Annotated in this window: 15 protein-coding genes; 9 read left to right on the top strand and 6 right to left on the bottom strand. The window is 63.1% G+C overall.

Annotated elements, in window-relative coordinates; genetic code table 11:
• Positions 1-5 precede the first annotated feature (5 nt).
• From AC1DDS_RS07530 to AC1DDS_RS07565, 8 genes are all read left to right on the top strand, one after another.
• Entirely contained in the window at positions 6-128 is a 123-nt protein-coding gene (locus AC1DDS_RS07530) for a hypothetical protein (RefSeq protein WP_477478311.1), read from the top strand.
• Complete coding sequence (locus AC1DDS_RS07535; protein ID WP_477478312.1) at positions 125-2,143, top strand: CocE/NonD family hydrolase; 2,019 nt, start codon at positions 125-127, stop codon at positions 2,141-2,143. The genes AC1DDS_RS07530 and AC1DDS_RS07535 overlap by 4 nt, the downstream gene beginning before the upstream one ends.
• A 100-nt stretch (positions 2,144-2,243) precedes the next feature.
• Positions 2,244-3,188 carry an ABC transporter permease gene (locus tag AC1DDS_RS07540; protein ID WP_477478313.1) on the top strand — a complete coding sequence of 315 codons (945 nt, stop codon included), beginning with the start codon at positions 2,244-2,246 and terminating at the stop codon, positions 3,186-3,188.
• 1 nt (position 3,189) lies between these two features.
• Positions 3,190-4,098, top strand: coding sequence for an ABC transporter permease (locus AC1DDS_RS07545; RefSeq protein ID WP_477478314.1), 909 nt, complete (start codon positions 3,190-3,192; stop codon positions 4,096-4,098).
• Complete coding sequence (locus AC1DDS_RS07550; protein ID WP_477478315.1) at positions 4,095-5,057, top strand: ABC transporter ATP-binding protein; 963 nt, start codon at positions 4,095-4,097, stop codon at positions 5,055-5,057. Before AC1DDS_RS07545 ends, AC1DDS_RS07550 begins: the two co-directional genes overlap by 4 nt.
• Positions 5,054-6,067 carry an oligopeptide/dipeptide ABC transporter ATP-binding protein gene (locus AC1DDS_RS07555; RefSeq protein ID WP_477478316.1) on the top strand — a complete coding sequence of 338 codons (1,014 nt, stop codon included), beginning with the start codon at positions 5,054-5,056 and terminating at the stop codon, positions 6,065-6,067. Before AC1DDS_RS07550 ends, AC1DDS_RS07555 begins: the two co-directional genes overlap by 4 nt.
• 45 nt (positions 6,068-6,112) lie before the next feature.
• Positions 6,113-7,669, top strand: a complete 1,557-nt coding sequence (locus AC1DDS_RS07560) for an ABC transporter substrate-binding protein (protein WP_477478317.1) — start codon at positions 6,113-6,115, stop codon at positions 7,667-7,669.
• 83 nt (positions 7,670-7,752) lie between these two features.
• Positions 7,753-9,276, top strand: a complete 1,524-nt coding sequence (locus AC1DDS_RS07565) for a trimethylamine methyltransferase family protein (RefSeq protein ID WP_477478318.1) — start codon at positions 7,753-7,755, stop codon at positions 9,274-9,276.
• 137 nt (positions 9,277-9,413) lie between these two features.
• On the opposite strand, the gene AC1DDS_RS07570 is transcribed toward AC1DDS_RS07565, so the two are convergent.
• Genes AC1DDS_RS07570 through AC1DDS_RS07585 form a run of 4 tightly spaced genes read right to left on the bottom strand, consistent with a single transcriptional unit; the run spans position 9,414 to position 12,810 of the window.
• Complete coding sequence (locus AC1DDS_RS07570) at positions 9,414-10,112, bottom strand: fumarylacetoacetate hydrolase family protein (protein ID WP_477478319.1); 699 nt, start codon at positions 10,110-10,112, stop codon at positions 9,414-9,416.
• 22 nt (positions 10,113-10,134) lie between these two features.
• Entirely contained in the window at positions 10,135-11,001 is an 867-nt protein-coding gene (locus AC1DDS_RS07575; RefSeq protein ID WP_477478320.1) for an ABC transporter permease, read from the bottom strand.
• Complete coding sequence (locus AC1DDS_RS07580) at positions 10,991-11,815, bottom strand: ABC transporter ATP-binding protein (protein ID WP_477478321.1); 825 nt, start codon at positions 11,813-11,815, stop codon at positions 10,991-10,993. Before AC1DDS_RS07580 ends, AC1DDS_RS07575 begins: the two co-directional genes overlap by 11 nt.
• Positions 11,812-12,810 (bottom strand): ABC transporter substrate-binding protein, encoded by a 999-nt coding sequence (locus AC1DDS_RS07585; RefSeq protein WP_477478322.1) that lies wholly within the window; start codon positions 12,808-12,810, stop codon positions 11,812-11,814. Before AC1DDS_RS07585 ends, AC1DDS_RS07580 begins: the two co-directional genes overlap by 4 nt.
• Before the next feature lie 110 nt (positions 12,811-12,920).
• On the opposite strand from AC1DDS_RS07585, the gene AC1DDS_RS07590 reads away from it, so the two are divergent.
• A complete protein-coding gene (locus AC1DDS_RS07590; RefSeq protein ID WP_477478323.1) occupies positions 12,921-13,628 on the top strand; it encodes a GntR family transcriptional regulator in 708 nt (235 codons plus the stop codon).
• Positions 13,629-13,979: 351 nt separating this feature from the next.
• On the opposite strand, the gene AC1DDS_RS07595 is transcribed toward AC1DDS_RS07590, so the two are convergent.
• Both AC1DDS_RS07595 and AC1DDS_RS07600 read right to left on the bottom strand, forming a co-directional pair.
• A complete protein-coding gene (locus AC1DDS_RS07595) occupies positions 13,980-15,392 on the bottom strand; it encodes a purine-cytosine permease family protein (protein ID WP_477478324.1) in 1,413 nt (470 codons plus the stop codon).
• A 5-nt stretch (positions 15,393-15,397) separates the two neighbouring features.
• Entirely contained in the window at positions 15,398-15,553 is a 156-nt protein-coding gene (locus AC1DDS_RS07600) for a hypothetical protein (RefSeq protein ID WP_310416934.1), read from the bottom strand.
• Positions 15,554-15,614: the final 61 nt, after the last annotated feature.

Consider the following 15,614-nt stretch of genomic DNA (forward strand, 5'->3'; position numbering starts at 1 on the left):
CATCCATGACCGTGGCCGCCGCCGGCATGTCGAGCTTCTCCATCGCTTCGATGGTCTACGAATGGACGCCGCACGACGAGGCGGAAGCCGACGAGCCTGGGCGTGAGACCGGAAAGGGTGTCCCATGACCAGGATCGTCGACACGTTCCCCCGCCGCGTCCGCACCCTCGATCCGGTCTTCATCACCATGAGGGACGGGACGCGTCTTGCCGCCACCATCTGGCTGCCGCGGGACGCAGAGGAGCGACCGGTTCCGGCGATCCTGGAACTCATCCCCTATCGCCGCCGCGACGGGACCGTGTTCCGCGACATGAAGATGCACCCCTATGTTGCCGGCCACGGCTTCGCCTGCTGTCGCGTTGACATCCGCGGATCTGGAGACTCGGAAGGGGTGCTGACCGACGAATACACCGAACAGGAGCAGGACGACGCCTGCGAGATCATCGCCTGGCTCGCGCGCCAGCCCTGGTGCACCGGCGCGGTCGGCATGACGGGCATATCCTGGGGCGGATTCAATGCATTGCAGGTTGCCGCGCGCCGACCGCCCGCCTTGAAGGCCATCATCGCACTGTGCTGCTCCGACGATCGCTATGCCGACGACGTGCACTACCTCGGCGGCAATCTTCTGACCGAGGATGGCATGTGGTCGTCCTTCATCCTCGGCCTCGGCGCCCTGCCGCCGGACCCGCAAATCGTCGGCGAACGCTGGCGATCGATGTGGCGGGAGCGGCTGGAGGCGACAAGCTGCTGGTCCTCCGTCTGGCTGCGTCACCAGCGCCGCGACGCCTACTGGAAGCGCGGTTCTGTCTGCGAGGACTTTTCCAAGATCGACATCCCCGTCTATGCCATCAGCGGCTGGGACGACACCTATTTCAATGCCGTGCCCCGGCTGATGGAGGGGCTTTCCGGCCCTCGCAAGGGGCTGATCGGGCCCTGGACCCATGCCTATCCCTTCCTTGGGGAGCCCGGCCCGGCGATCGGCTACCTTGGCGAAGCGATCCGCTGGTGGCGGCATTGGCTCGAGGGCGTCGACACCGGCATCATGGACGAGCCCGCCTACACGACCTACCTGAAAGATCCGCACCGGCCTGCACATGTCTATCCCGATCATCCGGGCCGCTGGGTGCGCGATCCGTCCTGGCCCTCGCCCAATGTCACAGCGCAGGTTCTCTTCCTCAACAGCGGCCGGCTCGACGCTGCGCCCGCGGTCGGCGACACGATGCGGCTGCGCTCGCCGGTCACGGCCGGGCGTGACTGCGGCCGCTATGGCGGCTATGGCGGGGAAGTGCCGGATATGGCCGGCGACCAGCGTCGCGAGGACGGACTTGGTCTGTGCTTTGATAGCGCGGCACTTGCCGAGGACCTGGACTTGCTCGGCGCGCCGGTGCTGGAGTTCACGCTTGCCTCCGACCTGCCCTTCGGCACGCTCACCGCCCGACTTTGCGAGGTGCTGCCGGACGGGACATCGACCCTCGTGAGCTGGGGGGCACTCAACCTGGCCCAGCGCGACAACCGCGAGCATCCGCTACCGATCAGGGCGGCGCACCCGGTCACGGCACGTCTCGAGCTTAACCATTGCGGCCGTCGCTTCGGTAAAGGCAACCGCCTGCGCCTTGCCTTGTCGAACCAACATTGGCCGGTACTCTGGCCGCAGCCGGGCCTGCCGACATTTTCGTTCGAGCCCGGCGCCTGTCGGCTCGTCCTTCCGGTGCGTGCGCCACAACCGGGAGACGGCGGCGAGATCTTTGACGAGGCGGAGATCTCGCCGCCCGTGCCGATGGACGTCTTGGAGGGCGAGTCCCATGCGCGGCTGCTTGCGGTTGATGCCGGCAAGCGCAGGGAAACGCTGACGCTCTCCAGCAACCACGGCCGGCAATTGCTGACCGACCGCGCCAACGAAACCTGGGCCAGGGTCGTCGACGAAATGTCGATCACGGAGGACGATCCCCTTTCCGCGCGCCTGGATACCGGCTGGGTGCTGGGCTACCGCAGCGCAGATGCGGACGCGGAAGCAAGGTCGCGGGTCGTCGTTACATCGACGGCCACGCAATTCCGGCTGGAATGGCGGCTCGAGGTGCATGAGCGGGGCCAACTCATCTTCGAACGGGAGGGAGACGAATGGATCGATCGCGACCATTTGTAATGCCTGCCGGCGCAAGTGCGCATGACGCGGGCCAGACCCGACCGCCCGGCCGGCGCCATCGGCTGTTGATGACGGTCGCCAACTGCCGAGGCGGGTCGCGATGATCACCTTCCTGCTCCGCCGCACAGGCCTTGCGTTCGTCATCCTGCTGATCGTTGCGATCCTGTTGTTCTCGATGATGCACATGATCCCGGGCGACCCGACGGTGGTGGCACTGGGGCCGCGCTCGACGCCCGAGATGCGGGAGGCTTTCCGGGAGCTGATGGGCCTCGACCGACCGGTCCTGGAACAGCTCGCCATGTTCCTGGGGCGTCTTGCGCATGGAGATCTTGGACAGGACGTCTGGAGCCGCCGCCCCGTTCTCACCATGATCCTCGAAGTGCTGCCCTATACGGTGATGCTGGCGTTTGCGAGTTTCATCTGGGCGGTAGCATTCGGCATCCTTCTCGGCTGTGTTGCCGTCGTCCATCACGGCAAATGGGGCGACTGGTTGATCGGCCTCGTCTCGATTGCCTTCGTCGCCGTGCCTTCCTTCGTCGTCGCGCTTTATTCGCTTCTGGTCTTTGCCGTCTGGCTCAATTGGCTCCCCGCTATCGGAGCCGGCGAGCCGGGCGACATTGGCGCTCAAGCGCGCTCCCTCATCCTGCCCTCCTTTGCGGTCGGATTGGGATGGGTCGGCTACGTCTCGCGGCTCGTGCGGGCGGCAATGATCGAGGCGATGGGCGAGGACTACGTGCGCACACTGCGCTCCTACGGCGTCCCGGAAACCCGCATCATCTATGCTTATGCGCTGAAACAGGCGCTGCTGGCCATTCTGTCCGTCATCGCCATCGGATTCGGCGGTCTTTTGACCGGCTCCGTCTTCGCCGAGATTGTCTTCACCAGGCCCGGACTCGGCAAGATGACCTACGATGCCGTCATGTCGCGCAACTTTCCGCTTGTGATGGGAACCGTGCTGTTCACTTCGGGTCTCTACGTGACCTGCATGATCCTCGCCGATGCCGTCACCGCATGGCTTGATCCCCGTGTCAGGAGCGGTTTGTGACATGGCGACCGTCGCGAGTGCAACGCCGAACGAGACTGTCTCGCCCGAACCAGGCGCACTGAGGAGCGTCGGGCACACGATCGCGCATGTCATGTCGACGCCGCTTGGCGCGATTGGCGTGATCCTGGTTGTGCTGATCGTGGGCACGGCGATCCTTGCGCCCTACGTCGTCCCCTACAATCCCACGGCGATCAATGTGAAGGCGCGGCTGGCCGACCCGTCGCTGGCCCATCTCCTCGGCACAGACCAACTCGGCCGCGACCTCCTCTCGCGCGTGATCGTCGGCACGCGCACGGCGATGACGGTCGCGCTGACATCGCTTTCGGTGGCAATCGCGCTCGCCCTGCCGCTCGGCATGATCGCTGGTTATGGTCCGCGCTGGCTGGACGGTCTCCTGATCCTCGTCTTCGACAGCATCAGCTCACTGCCAATGATCATGTTGGGGCTCGCCATCGTCGTGTTGCTCGGCCCCGGCGTTTCCACCGTCATTCTCGTCATCGTGCTCTATTCGGTCCCCTCCTATGCGCGGCTCGTGCGTGCGCAGACGCTCAGCCTGAAAACCCGCGACTTCATCAAGGCCGAGCAGGCGATGAACGCCGGGACGCCGCGCATCCTGTTCCGCCACCTGCTGCCTAACGTCATCGGGCCGTTGCTCATCCTTGCCTGTCTCGACATCTCGACGGTCATCACGCTGGAAGCGGGACTTTCCTTCCTCGGCCTTGGCGTGAAGCCGCAGATCCCGAGCTGGGGCAACATTCTGAGCGACGGCTTCGCCGTCATCCGCAACAGCGCCGTGCCGGTAGTTGCCGGCGGCGTCCCGCTTATCCTGGCGACGATCGGCTTCACATTCTTTGGCGAGGCGCTGCGCGACGCGCTCGACCCGAAGCTCAATCCGGAGCGCAAGCCATGAGCGCTCCGGTTCTCGAAATACACAACGTTTCGGTGAGCTATGGGGACATGATTCCGGCCGTGGTCGGTGTCGACCTGACAGTCGGGCCGGGCGAGATCGTCGGTATCATTGGCGAAAGCGGCTCCGGCAAGTCCACGCTGGCGCATTCCATCCTCGGTCTGTTGCCGAAAGCCGCACGTGTGCGCGGCGACCGGTTCGTCCTTGCCGGCAACACCATTCTGGATGCCGACCGCACGACGCTTTCCGCGCTTCGCGGCCCGTCAGCGGCGATGATCTTCCAGAACCCGATGGCAGCGTTCAGCCCGATCCACATGCTCGGAAAGCAACTCGTCGACCTGCTATGGCGCGACCGTGACCAGACAGTCGCCACCAAGCGGGAACGCATCATCGCGGCCTTGAAGCAGGTCGGCATTCCCGACCCGATGGGCAAGCTCGACGCCTATCCCTTTCAGCTTTCCGGCGGCATGCTCCAGCGGGTGGCGATTGCCGCTGCGCTTTTGATGAGGCCGGCGCTCCTGGTTGCCGACGAGCCTACGACCGCTCTCGACGTGACGATGGAAGCCCAGATCCTCCATCTGATGAGCTCGCTCAGAAAGACCGCTGGCGTCTCGATACTGATCATCTCGCATCATCTGGGTGTGATCGCGGAAATCTGCGATCGCGTCGCGGTGATGTATGCGGGCCAGATCGTCGAGGAAGGCGCGGTAGAAACGATCTTCAGTGACCCTCGCCATCCCTACACCCAGGCGCTCTTTGCCTGCGAGCCGGCCCTGATCCCAACCGGTGTCGGCAGACTGCCGGTCATCGCCGGCGAGGTGCCTCGCCCGGGCGGGACAGGCTGCGATTTTGCCGGGCGTTGCCGCTTCACCGAAGAGCGATGCCTGACGCTCTCACCGCCATGGGTCAGCGCGTCAGTTGATCCCCGGCACCATGCCCGCTGCCACAGGAGCACGCCATGAGTGCAACGCCGGCCCTGATCGAAGCCACCAAGCTCTCGGTTGACGTGCCGGCGAAATGGCTGCCGTTCGCACGCGTCAAGCCTCTGTCAATTCTGCTCGACGTATCGCTTGCCATACGGCCGGGCGAGATCGTCTGCATGGTCGGCGAGAGTGGCTCGGGAAAGACGACTTTCGGCCGCGCGCTTCTCGGTCTGGTCAAGCCTTCGTCCGGCAGAATCACGCTCGAAGGCGCCGCGCTTGCGGATTTTTCCGTGCAAAGCTTCCGTGCGGTGCGCCGCCAGGCGGCCCTGCTCTTCCAGGACCCGCTGAGTTCGTTCAATCCGCGGCAACGGATCGGCGCCATGATCGCCGAGCCACGCCGCATCGCCCGCTCGGGCTCCACCCGCATGGAGGACCTTGTCGCGCTTGCGCAGCAGGTGGGTCTGTCCGAACGCTTCCTTTCGCGCTTCCCCCACGCGCTCAGTGGCGGGCAGGCACGCCGTGCCGCGGTGGCGCGCGCACTCTCGGTGATCCCCAAGCTGATCGTCGCGGACGAGCCGACCGCCGGCCTCGACGTCTCGGTCCAGGGCGGGGTGCTCAATCTCTTCCTCGAACTTCGCGAGCAGCACCGCACTGCTTTCCTGGTTATCACCCACAACCTTTCGGTCGCTCGCCATATCGCCGATCGCATCGTCATCCTCTATTTGGGCCGCGTCGTGGAAAGCGGTCCGGCATCCGAAATCTTTCGTGCGCCGAAGCATCCCTACACGAGGGCTCTCCTCGATTCCGAGCCGGTGCCGGATCCGGCGAAGCGGCGGACGGAGCCGCCTGTGCTCGGCGAGGTTCCCGGTATCGCGGCACGGCCGGAAGGCTGCGAGTTCCACACGCGATGCCCCTTCGCCCAGGCGCGTTGCCGCGTGGAGGCACCCACACTCGCCGATCAGCCAGGCCATCGTCAGGTCGCCTGCCATTTTCCGCTGCCAGTGGCGTCCGCAGCGGCAGCACGCGGCCTTCACGCCGTATCCAGGTAGCAGGTCCAAGAACGAGTAAAACAACAAACCAGAGGGAAGACGATCATGAATGGGATTTCGATCAACAGACGGCATTTTCTGGCCGGCGCCGCTGCCGGCGCCGCGGCAATCGCCATGCGCCCGGGCCTTTCCTATGCGGTCGAGGGCGACACGCTCGTCATCCGCGGTGCATCCGACATCGAGGTGTTGGACCCAGCCTTCCAGAATGGCCTTCTCGAGGAGGAAATCGGCCGTTGCCTGTTTGTCTCGCTTAACAGGCTGGACGACGTCCGCGAGGGCGTGAAGTGGCAACCCCATGCAGCGAGCGAGCTGAAGCAGAAATCTCCCACTGAGATCGAATTCAAGCTGCACGACTGGCTCGTGTGGACCGGCGATTACGGTCCGGTCACTGCCGAAGACGTGAAGTACTCATTCGAACGGGTCGCCAATCCGGACAATGCCTCGGCGTGGGCCTATGCGTTCGACGCACTGAAGGAGGTCGAGGTGACGGGCGAGAGGTCGGGCGTCATCCATCTCAAATCGCCCTCTGCTCCCTTCTGGGTGACCACCCTGCCCTATTACATGGGGCACATTGTCTGCAAGAAGGCCGTCGAGGCCGCCGGCGGCAAGTTCACGACCGAAGTCCCTGCCAGTGCAGGCCCTTACCTGATCGACAAGTGGGTGCCTAAGCAAAGCCTGTCGCTGAAGCTCAACCCGGCCTGGAAGGGCGCACCCCCGGCCTTCCCGAAAGTGCAGTTCCAGATCATCACCGACGACGAGGCCGCAGCACTCGCCTATGAATCCAAAGCGATCGACTACTCGAAGACCAGCCTCAACACGCTTGCGACCTACAAGGACAAACTGCCGGAAAAGACGTCACTGATTCAGATGGACGGCAACCGTCTTTCCTGGCTTGCGATCAATGTCAACAATCCGAAATTCGCCGAGGAGAAAGTTCGTCGTGCGATCCAATATGCGATCGATGTCAGCCAGATCATGGAGGGCTCCTATTCCGGGCTCGCCGCACCTGCGACCGGAGTTGTCCCGCCGGCGATGACTGGCCACCGAGAAGCGATCCTCTACCCTGCCGATACCGCCAAGGCGCAGGCCCTGCTCGATGAGGCGGGCGTATCCGGCCTCACCATCGAGCTGGCCGCCCAGAACGACAAAACCAGCCAGTTGACCTGCCAGATCATCCAGGCGTTGCTCGGCGCCGTCGGCATTACCGTCGAAATCAAATCCTACGACGATGGCGTGTACTGGACGCTTGGGGACAAGAGCTCGGGCGACACCTGGAAGACCCTCGAACTGGTCTTGATGAACTTCGCCGGTGGTGTCGATCCCTCTGAAAACCTGACCTGGTTCCGGCCGTCGCAGATCGGGGTCTACAACTGGTCGCAGTTCGATAGCCCGGAATTCGAGACGCTCTATCAGGAAGGCATGGCCGAAACCGACCAGGAAAAACGCGGTGCCATCTATCGCAAGATGCAGGACCTGATGGAGGAATCGGGCGGTTTCGTCTTCATCACGCACGAAACCTTTGCGGCTGTTGCCCGCGATGGGCTGAAGCCCTGCATCCTGGCTGACGGCTATCTCGACGTGACCCGGTTCGCCAAAGCCTGACGATCAGACGCTCTTCCCGCGTCGCGCGTATCTTCGGACGCGGGAAGGGCTATCCAACGTGACGAATGACAAGGAATACGATCATGGCACGCAGTTCGGTGAACAGGCGCGAACGGCGCCTGGCTGCAGGTTCGAGCGTCAGGCAGTTGCCCTTCGCCAACGTGGCAAACCGTTACCCGCCGATCCAGGTGATGAGCGCCGATGAAGTCGAGGCGATCCATCTCGCATCGCTCGCGCTGTTGCGCGATACGGGCATGGAGATCATGCACGACGAAAGCAGGCGGCTCCTGAAGGACGCGGGTGCGGTTGTGGATGAAGCGACCCACCGTGTCCGCTTCGATCCCGCCATGATCGAGGAGACGATCCGAACCGCACCATCAACGTTCACCTTGCAGGCGCGAAATCCCGCGAAAAACCTGAGGGTGGGAGATGGCAGTCTGATCTTCGCGGCCACCGGTGGCCCCGCCTTTGTCAGCGACATCGATCGCGGCCGCCGCGCCGGCAACTACGCCGATATGTGCGACTACATCCGGCTGGTCCATAGCCTCAATGTCATTCACCAGGAGGGGGGCTGCCCCTGCGAGCCGACCGACCTGCCACCGGAGAGCCGCCACCTCGATTTCTATCTCGCCGCAATCCGGCTAACCGACAAGAACTGGCAATGCTGGGCGCTTGGCGGCTACCGTGTCGAGGACGCGATCGACATGCTCTCGATCACGCTTCGGCAATCCCGCGAAGAGCTGAAGAAAAGCCCGGCGGCGCTGACGATCATCAACTCCAACTCGCCACTCAGGCTCGATATTCCGATGGGGGAAGGTCTGGTCGCCATGGCGCGCGCAGGCCAGCCGATCGCGCTGACCCCTTTCACGCTTTCCGGTGCGATGAGCCCGGTGACGATAGCGGGCGCTCTCACTCAGCAAAACGCCGAGGCACTTGCACTGATCGCGCTTGCTCAGATCGTCAATCCAGGCACACCGGTGCTGTATGGCGGTTTCACCTCAAACGTGGACATGCGAACTGGCTCACCAGCTTTCGGAACGCCCGAATATGCCAAGGCGCAGATCGCCTCGGGTCAACTGGCACGCCGCTACGGCGTACCGTTCCGCTCTTCCAACGTGACGGCATCGAATGCGGTCGACGTTCAGGCGGCCTATGAAAGCGGCATGTCTCTGTGGAGTACCATCATGGGCGGCGTTCACCTGATCGAGCATGCGGCGGGCTGGCTTGAAGGTGGATTGACCGCTTCCTTCGAAAAGCTCGTGCTCGATGCGGAGATGTTGCAGATGATGCGCAGCTTTCTTGATCCCATTGCTGTCGATGAGGGCAGTCTCGCGATCGACACCATCAGTGAGGTCGGCCCCGGCGGTCACTTCTTTGGAACCAGCCACACCCTGGCGCGGTTCGAGAATGCCTTTTACGAGCCGATGCTTTCGGATTGGCGCAATTTCGAGAACTGGTCCGAAAGCGGCGCGCGCACCGGCACCGAACGCGCCAACGCGGTCTGGAAAGAACTGCTGCGAACCTACGAGCAGCCGCCGCTCGACCCGGCCATCGACGAGGAGCTGGAGGCGTTCGTTGCCATGCGCAAGGAGCAAATCGAACGTTAGCGCACAGCGGCAGCAAGGCAGGGGCTGCACGCGTTTGCGCCCCTCAGATGGAGCTAAGCCGCGCCTCGCGCTTTCGTATTGCAGGAGCGGGCTCGGAGCCAGCTCCCACATGATGTGAAACGCGGGCCTCGTAGGCCCTACTCAGCGGGACCGATAGCGAGCCTGACTTCGTCAAGCCCGTCGACACCGCCGCGCAGCGTCTGGCCGGCAACGACGGCACCCACCCCGGCCGGCGTACCGGTGTAGATCACATCGCCAGGCTGGAGATGATAGTAGTTGGAGAGGTCGGCAAGAAGCTCAGGCACCTTCCACACCAGATCGGCAAGCGATGCCTTCTGCCGCACCTGGCCATCGACCTCGAGCCAGATCGACTGGTCGCCGATCGCGCCGAACGCGTCCGCGCGGGTGATCGCGGAGAGGACGGCAGAGTTTTCGAAGTCCTTGCCGAAGTCCCATGGGCGCCCCTTCTCGCGCGCCTTCAGCTGCAGATCGCGGCGGGTCATGTCGAGCCCGGTTGCGTAGCCGAAGATAGCGTTCAAGGCCTCTTCCCTGGAGGCCTTGAACAGCGGCTTGCCGATGGCGACCACGAATTCCATCTCGTGATGGTAGTTCCCGGTGCCGGGGGGATAGGGGATCGACGCGCCGTTCGGAACCAGGGAAAGCGGATGCTTGAGGAAGTAGAACGGAGCCTCCCGGTCCACCTCGACACCCATTTCCTTGGCGTGCTCGACGTAATTGCGGCCAACGCAGAAGATGCGGTGCACCGGGTAGAGATTATCTTCACCCACGACCGGAACGGCCGGAAACTGGGGATCGGCAAACAGACGCTGTGACATAGTGTTGGTATCCAATTCTGTATTATTCACTCGACTGGCGACGTTGCCAGAAGACGATTTTGCGTTCCGCCAGCATCACCGCGCCATACATCGTCAGGCCGACGAAGCTGAGATAGATGATCAGCGCGAAGACGCGGGCGGTGTCGAGTTGGGAGGCCGCAACGCGGATCAGCTCGCCAAAGCCCTTGCCGCCGCCTAGGAACTCCGCGGTGATCGCGCCGGCCATGACGCTGAGCGCTGCGATCTTAAGGCCCGTGAAGATCTGCGGCAGGCCGAACGGGAACTTCATCTTCAGCAAGGACTGGAGGCGTGAGGCTCCCATGGTGCGGAAGAGCATATGGGCGTTCTCTTCGGCGGCCTGCAGGCCGGAAGCGGTGCCGACGATGATCGGGAACACCGACACGAAGGTCGCCAAAGCGATCTTGCTCTCCAGCCCGAAACCCAGCCATGCGACGAACAGCGGCGCGAAGGCGATCTTGGGCATGGTGTCGATTGCAACGAGGTACGGCATGACGGCCCGGGCGCCGAATTTGGTCTCACCGACCAGGGTGCCGAGCGCGATGCCCAGAACGGCGGCGATGACGAAGCCGATCAGCACTTCCTGCGCCGTGATCCACAGGGCAGCAAGCATGTAGCCGCCCGTCGCCAGGTTGAGGCCGACAGTCGCAATCTGTGTCCACACCATCGCGGGCGTCGGCAGAATGATGGCGTTGATCACGCCGGACATGGTCACAAAGTGCCAGATGGCGACAATGGCCAGCCCGAGACCGACGATAGCGACCGGCCGCGGGATGCGATCGATGAGAGAATCCTCCTCCCTCCAGACGGTCGAGGGGAACTCTTCTGCCGGCGTGACCGATGCCGGCGCGTGGGTAACCTCAATTGCCATGGTTCACCCCCAGGTCAAGACGGTTGCGGATGTAGGCAACGAGCTCGGCGAAGCGCGGTTCCAGCATCATGTCGAGGGTGCGCGGGCGCGGAAGGTCGATCTTGACCTCCTCGAGGATGCGGCCCGGCCGCGAGCCCATCACAAAGACGGTATCGGAGAGCAGCACCGCCTCGGCGATCGAGTGGGTGATTAGGAACGCTGTCGCTTGCCGTGCCAGGCAGATGCGCTGCAGCTCCATGTTCATGTGCTCGCGCACCAGCTCGTCGAGCGCCGAGAAGGGCTCGTCGAGGAGCAGGATTTCCGGCTCCGTGATGAGCATGCGGCAAATGGAGGCGCGCTGCTGCATGCCGCCGGAAAGTTCCGATGGATAGGCGCCCTCGAACCCCTTGAGACCGACCAGGTCCATGAGAGCTTCGGCATCGGCTCGCTTGGCCTTCGCCGCCGATTTGCCCTGCTGGATTTCGATCGGCATCAGGATGTTTTCGATGGTGGTCTTCCAGGGCAGGAGCACTGCGTGCTGGAACATCATGCCGATATCCGACCGGGTGCCGAGCACCGGTTTGCCCGCGAGCATGACCGAGCCTTCGGATGGCGACACCAAACCCGCCATGATCTTCAGAAGGGTGGACTTGCCGCATCCGGATGCGCCAATCACAGCCGTAAAGCTGCCGCGCGGCAGGTCAAAGCTCGTATTCTCGAGGGCAGTGACGCTGTGGCGGGCGAAGGTCTTGCGGAGATTGCGGACTCTGTAGACTGCGGGGGCCGAAGCCCCCGCACCTTTGTCCAGACTTTCCGCCGGACGGGGATTGATCATTTGCCGTTCCAGAAATTTATGAAGTCGTTGGTGTAGACCGCCGACAGGTCATCAAGCGGTTTTGCGAGTTCGCCGGAGGCGACGAGGCTGTCCTGCCACGCAACCCAGGCTTCATGATCCTGGTAGCCATGCCCCTTTGCCGGATCGAACGGCGTCTGACGAATGATGATCTGGTCGATCAGGGCATTGGCAAACGCCTTGTCTTCGACCTCCTGCGGGTTCTCGGCACCGATATGCGCCAGGAGAGCATCGCGGTTTGCAGGGTCGGCCGCCCACTTGGCGCCTTTCACCACCGCACGCCCGAAGCCTTCGACATCCTTGCGATTCTCCCCAAGGTAGCTGTTCATTGCAGCCAGCGCGTTGCCGAAGAAGGTCTTGTACTTTGCAGGCGTGATATTTTCGAGCTTGACGCCGCGAGCGTTGAGGATCGCCGCGTCGTTGGTCGCGGCCGCATAGGCATCGATGTCGCCGCGCAGGAAGCCCGCGGCAGCCTGACCGCCATCACCAACGACGAGGAAGGTATAGTCGGTGCCTTCCTGCAGGCCGGCCTCGTTCAGGATCGAGCGGGCGAATGCCGTCTCGGAGCCGTCAGCGGTACCAACCCCGATGGTCTTGCCGCGCAAGCCTTCGGCCGACGCGATCCCGGCGCCTTCCGGCACCACGATGGCGAACGAGCTAAGCGGGTTGAGCCGGTAGATGTTGGTGATCTCGACACCGCGGTCACGCGCCAGCAGGAGCGGGCCGGCGCCGGGGTTGCCGATTTGCGCCTGGCCCGAGGCGAGAGCCTGAATGACCGCCCCCGAACCGTTCAGCGCTTCGATCGAGACGTTGACGCCTTCCTCGGCAAAGTATCCCTCACCCTGGGCAGCCACGATCGGCAGCAGCAGGATCGCGGAGGGATTCGGAACCGCGACGACGATATCTCCAGCATAGGCCACATGGCCCGCCATCACGCTGAGCAAAGCTCCTGCCACCCAACGCTTAGAACAATCCATGATTTTTCCTCCTCACCAAATGATGGATTTTTTGTTCGAAGCGGAGTAAAATTCCATATTGCCCGGAATGTCAACCGTGCGCTATGCGTGTCATGGGCTAGGAAACGAGAATGCGGAAATCCAAGGACGACGAGTTCCACAAGCTGACGGCGGCCAGCCAGATCGCGCTCGAACTGCGCAAGGACATCCTGCAAGGCTCGCTACCCCCGGGAAGCAGGCTGCGCATCGAGCAACTGCGGCAGCGGTTCACGACCGCCATCAATCCCGTCCGGGAGGCACTGAACCGCCTGGTGGCCGAGGGGCTGGTCCACCTGGAGGACCACAGGGGGTTTTCGGTCTCGCAGATTTCTCTGGATGTGTGGACCGACCTTCTCGAAGCGCGCTGCATGATCGAAATCGAGGCGCTGCGGCGCTCGATCGCCAATGGCACCGAGGAGTGGCGCGACGAGATCGTCGTTAGCCTGCACAGGCTGCTTCGCATCCCCCGGTTTCACGACGAGGCTCGCACCCTCAGGAACGCGGAATGGGAGGTCTACCACCATCGCTTTCACCGTGCCCTGATCTCGCGTTGCGGCTCGCCGAAGATCCTGGCGATCTGCGACGATCTGCGCGAGCAGTCGGATCGATACCGGGCGGTCGCGGCCACGTCACGCAACGCCCGCACAGACTACAATCGCGAACATGAGGCGATCGCCAAGGCCGCCATGGAGGGTGACGCAGCCGAGGCGACATCCCTCCTCGACGCTCACTACCGAAAGACGATGCGGGTGGTGGAGCAGTACTTCCACGGGCTCGCGGCGTCGCCACACTCCGCCTGAATGGAGTGTCCTCGGTCGCCGCCGAGGTGCATCTTCAAAGGGAGACGGTGGCCGCATTGAGCGGAAGGTGCGCGAAGGAGGCGCCGCCAAGCCGGCCGAAGGAATGGGCTGAGTCCCACGGCTGGGGGCGTCGCTTTTCACCCTGGGGTCCGCCTCCGTCGGGTATCTTTTTCGAGCAGTCGTAGGCTCGCCTCACCCCGGTGAGCCGGGCCTTCCGCGTCGGTGTTTGGCGGGCATATTCGGAGCGGTTCCGGAAAACTGAGGTGTGTAGAATTACAGTTTACCGAATCCGCTCCGAATAGCCGAACAGGCACTGGCAGAAGCCATTCTTCTAGCGGTTCAAATTCCCGGTCATGACTTGTACCGGTAGCCGCCCTTGCCTGAGCGGCGCACCACCAGAGTGGTGACCAATGCGTAGACACCTCCGGCAACAATGGCGGTTGGCAACGACGCGGTCACATACTCATACGGCCAACGGCTGGCATAGGTGATCGGGTTGAGCAGGTAGAGATAGGTCAGGATCCCGGCACCCATCGCGATGATCGAAGCTGGATTGAACCCGCCCCAGAAGCGATAGACACTGTGTGGTCCGCTTTCCATCAGTCCCCGCACGTCGATACTGCGCTTCCTCAGGAAGTAGTAGTCGGTGATCTGGATGCCACAGAGGGGCGCAAAGCCGAGCCCGATAAAGGCCAGAAACGTGCCGAAATTGGCGAAGAACAGGTCCGGGATCAACAGTCCGACGATTCCGACCGGCGCGATCGAGATCAACAGCAGTGCCGGCCAGCGAAGGTTCTGAAGCGCCGGAAAATGCCGAAGCCCGATCGACGACGAGTAGACGCCGGCCACCGCAGTTCCGAGATTGGCCGCAGCCACGAACAGCAGCGCGATCACCCCGTAGACCGGTCCTCCGACCGTCCGCATCCATTCGGCGGGATCCGAAACCTGAAGAACCAGGATCCCTGCAATGCCGATTGCAGAAAGGAGAGGAACCGGTGCACCCATGCCGACCATGATCGGCAGCGCCGCCTTGCGACCATTCGGAACCATTCGTACCATCGCACCGATATAGGGCCACCACGACAGCAGCGAAACGATGCCGATCTCAACCCCGGTGGTGTAGTTCCACAGCGGCTGGTCGGAGGCATAAGCCGGAGTTGCCGCCTGAAGATCGTCCCAGCGTTGGGTCAGCAGGATGTAGAGCATCCAGAACCCGACAAAAACATGCGCCACGAGGATCTTGGCCACTTTCTCGACCCCAGACGAACCCTTGAGCAGGAAGAGGAACACCAGCGCCGAAGCCAGCAGCACCGTCGCCGACACGAGGAAGCTGCCGGAGCCATCGCTGGCCAATCCCAGCGCGAGCAGAAGCTGCTTGGTCGATTTGGCGAAGAAGATCAGCAGGAGTGAATTCCATCCGACGATCGAGACGAATTGCATGGCCGCGGGGATGACCCAGCCGCGCGAACCGAACTGCGGTTTCGACGAGGCGATGGAGTCCACGCCGAACCGGATGCTGACCGGCACGGCGGCCAGCGCCACGATCAGCATGCCGATCATGCTGCCGGCGAAAAGGGTGAAGAAGCCCTCGCGGAATTTCAGGTAGTAGCCGACATACTCGCCAATAATGTAGCACCACGTCGCGGCGGCGGCCGTGGCCAGAGAGATGCCCAGTTGCCAGGCGCTCCAGGTGCGTTCACCCGGCAGCAACGGCCAGGCGCTCTTGTCCGCCTCGATCAGGACGGCTTCGGTCGTGTTGCTCATCGCCCTTACCTCGCCAGCCAGAGCGCGATGATCGGCAGCACGATCCCCAGCCCAATCAGGGCAAGCCAGGCCGAGCCATCATAGTCGTCCCCCTGGTTCTGCTCGCTCTCCAGCAGGGCCAGTCGTCTTTCCACCTCCGGGTGGAGTCTTTCCTGCGCCATTTCCTTCCCTCCCATTTGTCCCTCGTTTTGTTTGCTCCCGATTCAGCAAGCCGGGAGATAG

The organism is Mycoplana sp. 10N416 (genome assembly GCF_056394765.1).

Coding starts and splice junctions, on each gene's coding strand:
- AC1DDS_RS07560 (WP_477478317.1), top strand. CDS start 6,113: ATGAATGGGATTTCGATCAACAGACGGCATTTTCTGGCCGGCGCCGCT.
- AC1DDS_RS07585 (WP_477478322.1), bottom strand. CDS start 12,810: ATGGATTGTTCTAAGCGTTGGGTGGCAGGAGCTTTGCTCAGCGTGATG.
- AC1DDS_RS07575 (WP_477478320.1), bottom strand. CDS start 11,001: ATGGCAATTGAGGTTACCCACGCGCCGGCATCGGTCACGCCGGCAGAA.
- AC1DDS_RS07550 (WP_477478315.1), top strand. CDS start 4,095: ATGAGCGCTCCGGTTCTCGAAATACACAACGTTTCGGTGAGCTATGGG.
- AC1DDS_RS07540 (WP_477478313.1), top strand. CDS start 2,244: ATGATCACCTTCCTGCTCCGCCGCACAGGCCTTGCGTTCGTCATCCTG.
- AC1DDS_RS07595 (WP_477478324.1), bottom strand. CDS start 15,392: ATGAGCAACACGACCGAAGCCGTCCTGATCGAGGCGGACAAGAGCGCC.
- AC1DDS_RS07600 (WP_310416934.1), bottom strand. CDS start 15,553: ATGGCGCAGGAAAGACTCCACCCGGAGGTGGAAAGACGACTGGCCCTG.
- AC1DDS_RS07530 (WP_477478311.1), top strand. CDS start 6: ATGACCGTGGCCGCCGCCGGCATGTCGAGCTTCTCCATCGCTTCGATG.
- AC1DDS_RS07555 (WP_477478316.1), top strand. CDS start 5,054: ATGAGTGCAACGCCGGCCCTGATCGAAGCCACCAAGCTCTCGGTTGAC.
- AC1DDS_RS07590 (WP_477478323.1), top strand. CDS start 12,921: ATGCGGAAATCCAAGGACGACGAGTTCCACAAGCTGACGGCGGCCAGC.
- AC1DDS_RS07545 (WP_477478314.1), top strand. CDS start 3,190: ATGGCGACCGTCGCGAGTGCAACGCCGAACGAGACTGTCTCGCCCGAA.
- AC1DDS_RS07535 (WP_477478312.1), top strand. CDS start 125: ATGACCAGGATCGTCGACACGTTCCCCCGCCGCGTCCGCACCCTCGAT.
- AC1DDS_RS07565 (WP_477478318.1), top strand. CDS start 7,753: ATGGCACGCAGTTCGGTGAACAGGCGCGAACGGCGCCTGGCTGCAGGT.
- AC1DDS_RS07570 (WP_477478319.1), bottom strand. CDS start 10,112: ATGTCACAGCGTCTGTTTGCCGATCCCCAGTTTCCGGCCGTTCCGGTC.
- AC1DDS_RS07580 (WP_477478321.1), bottom strand. CDS start 11,815: ATGATCAATCCCCGTCCGGCGGAAAGTCTGGACAAAGGTGCGGGGGCT.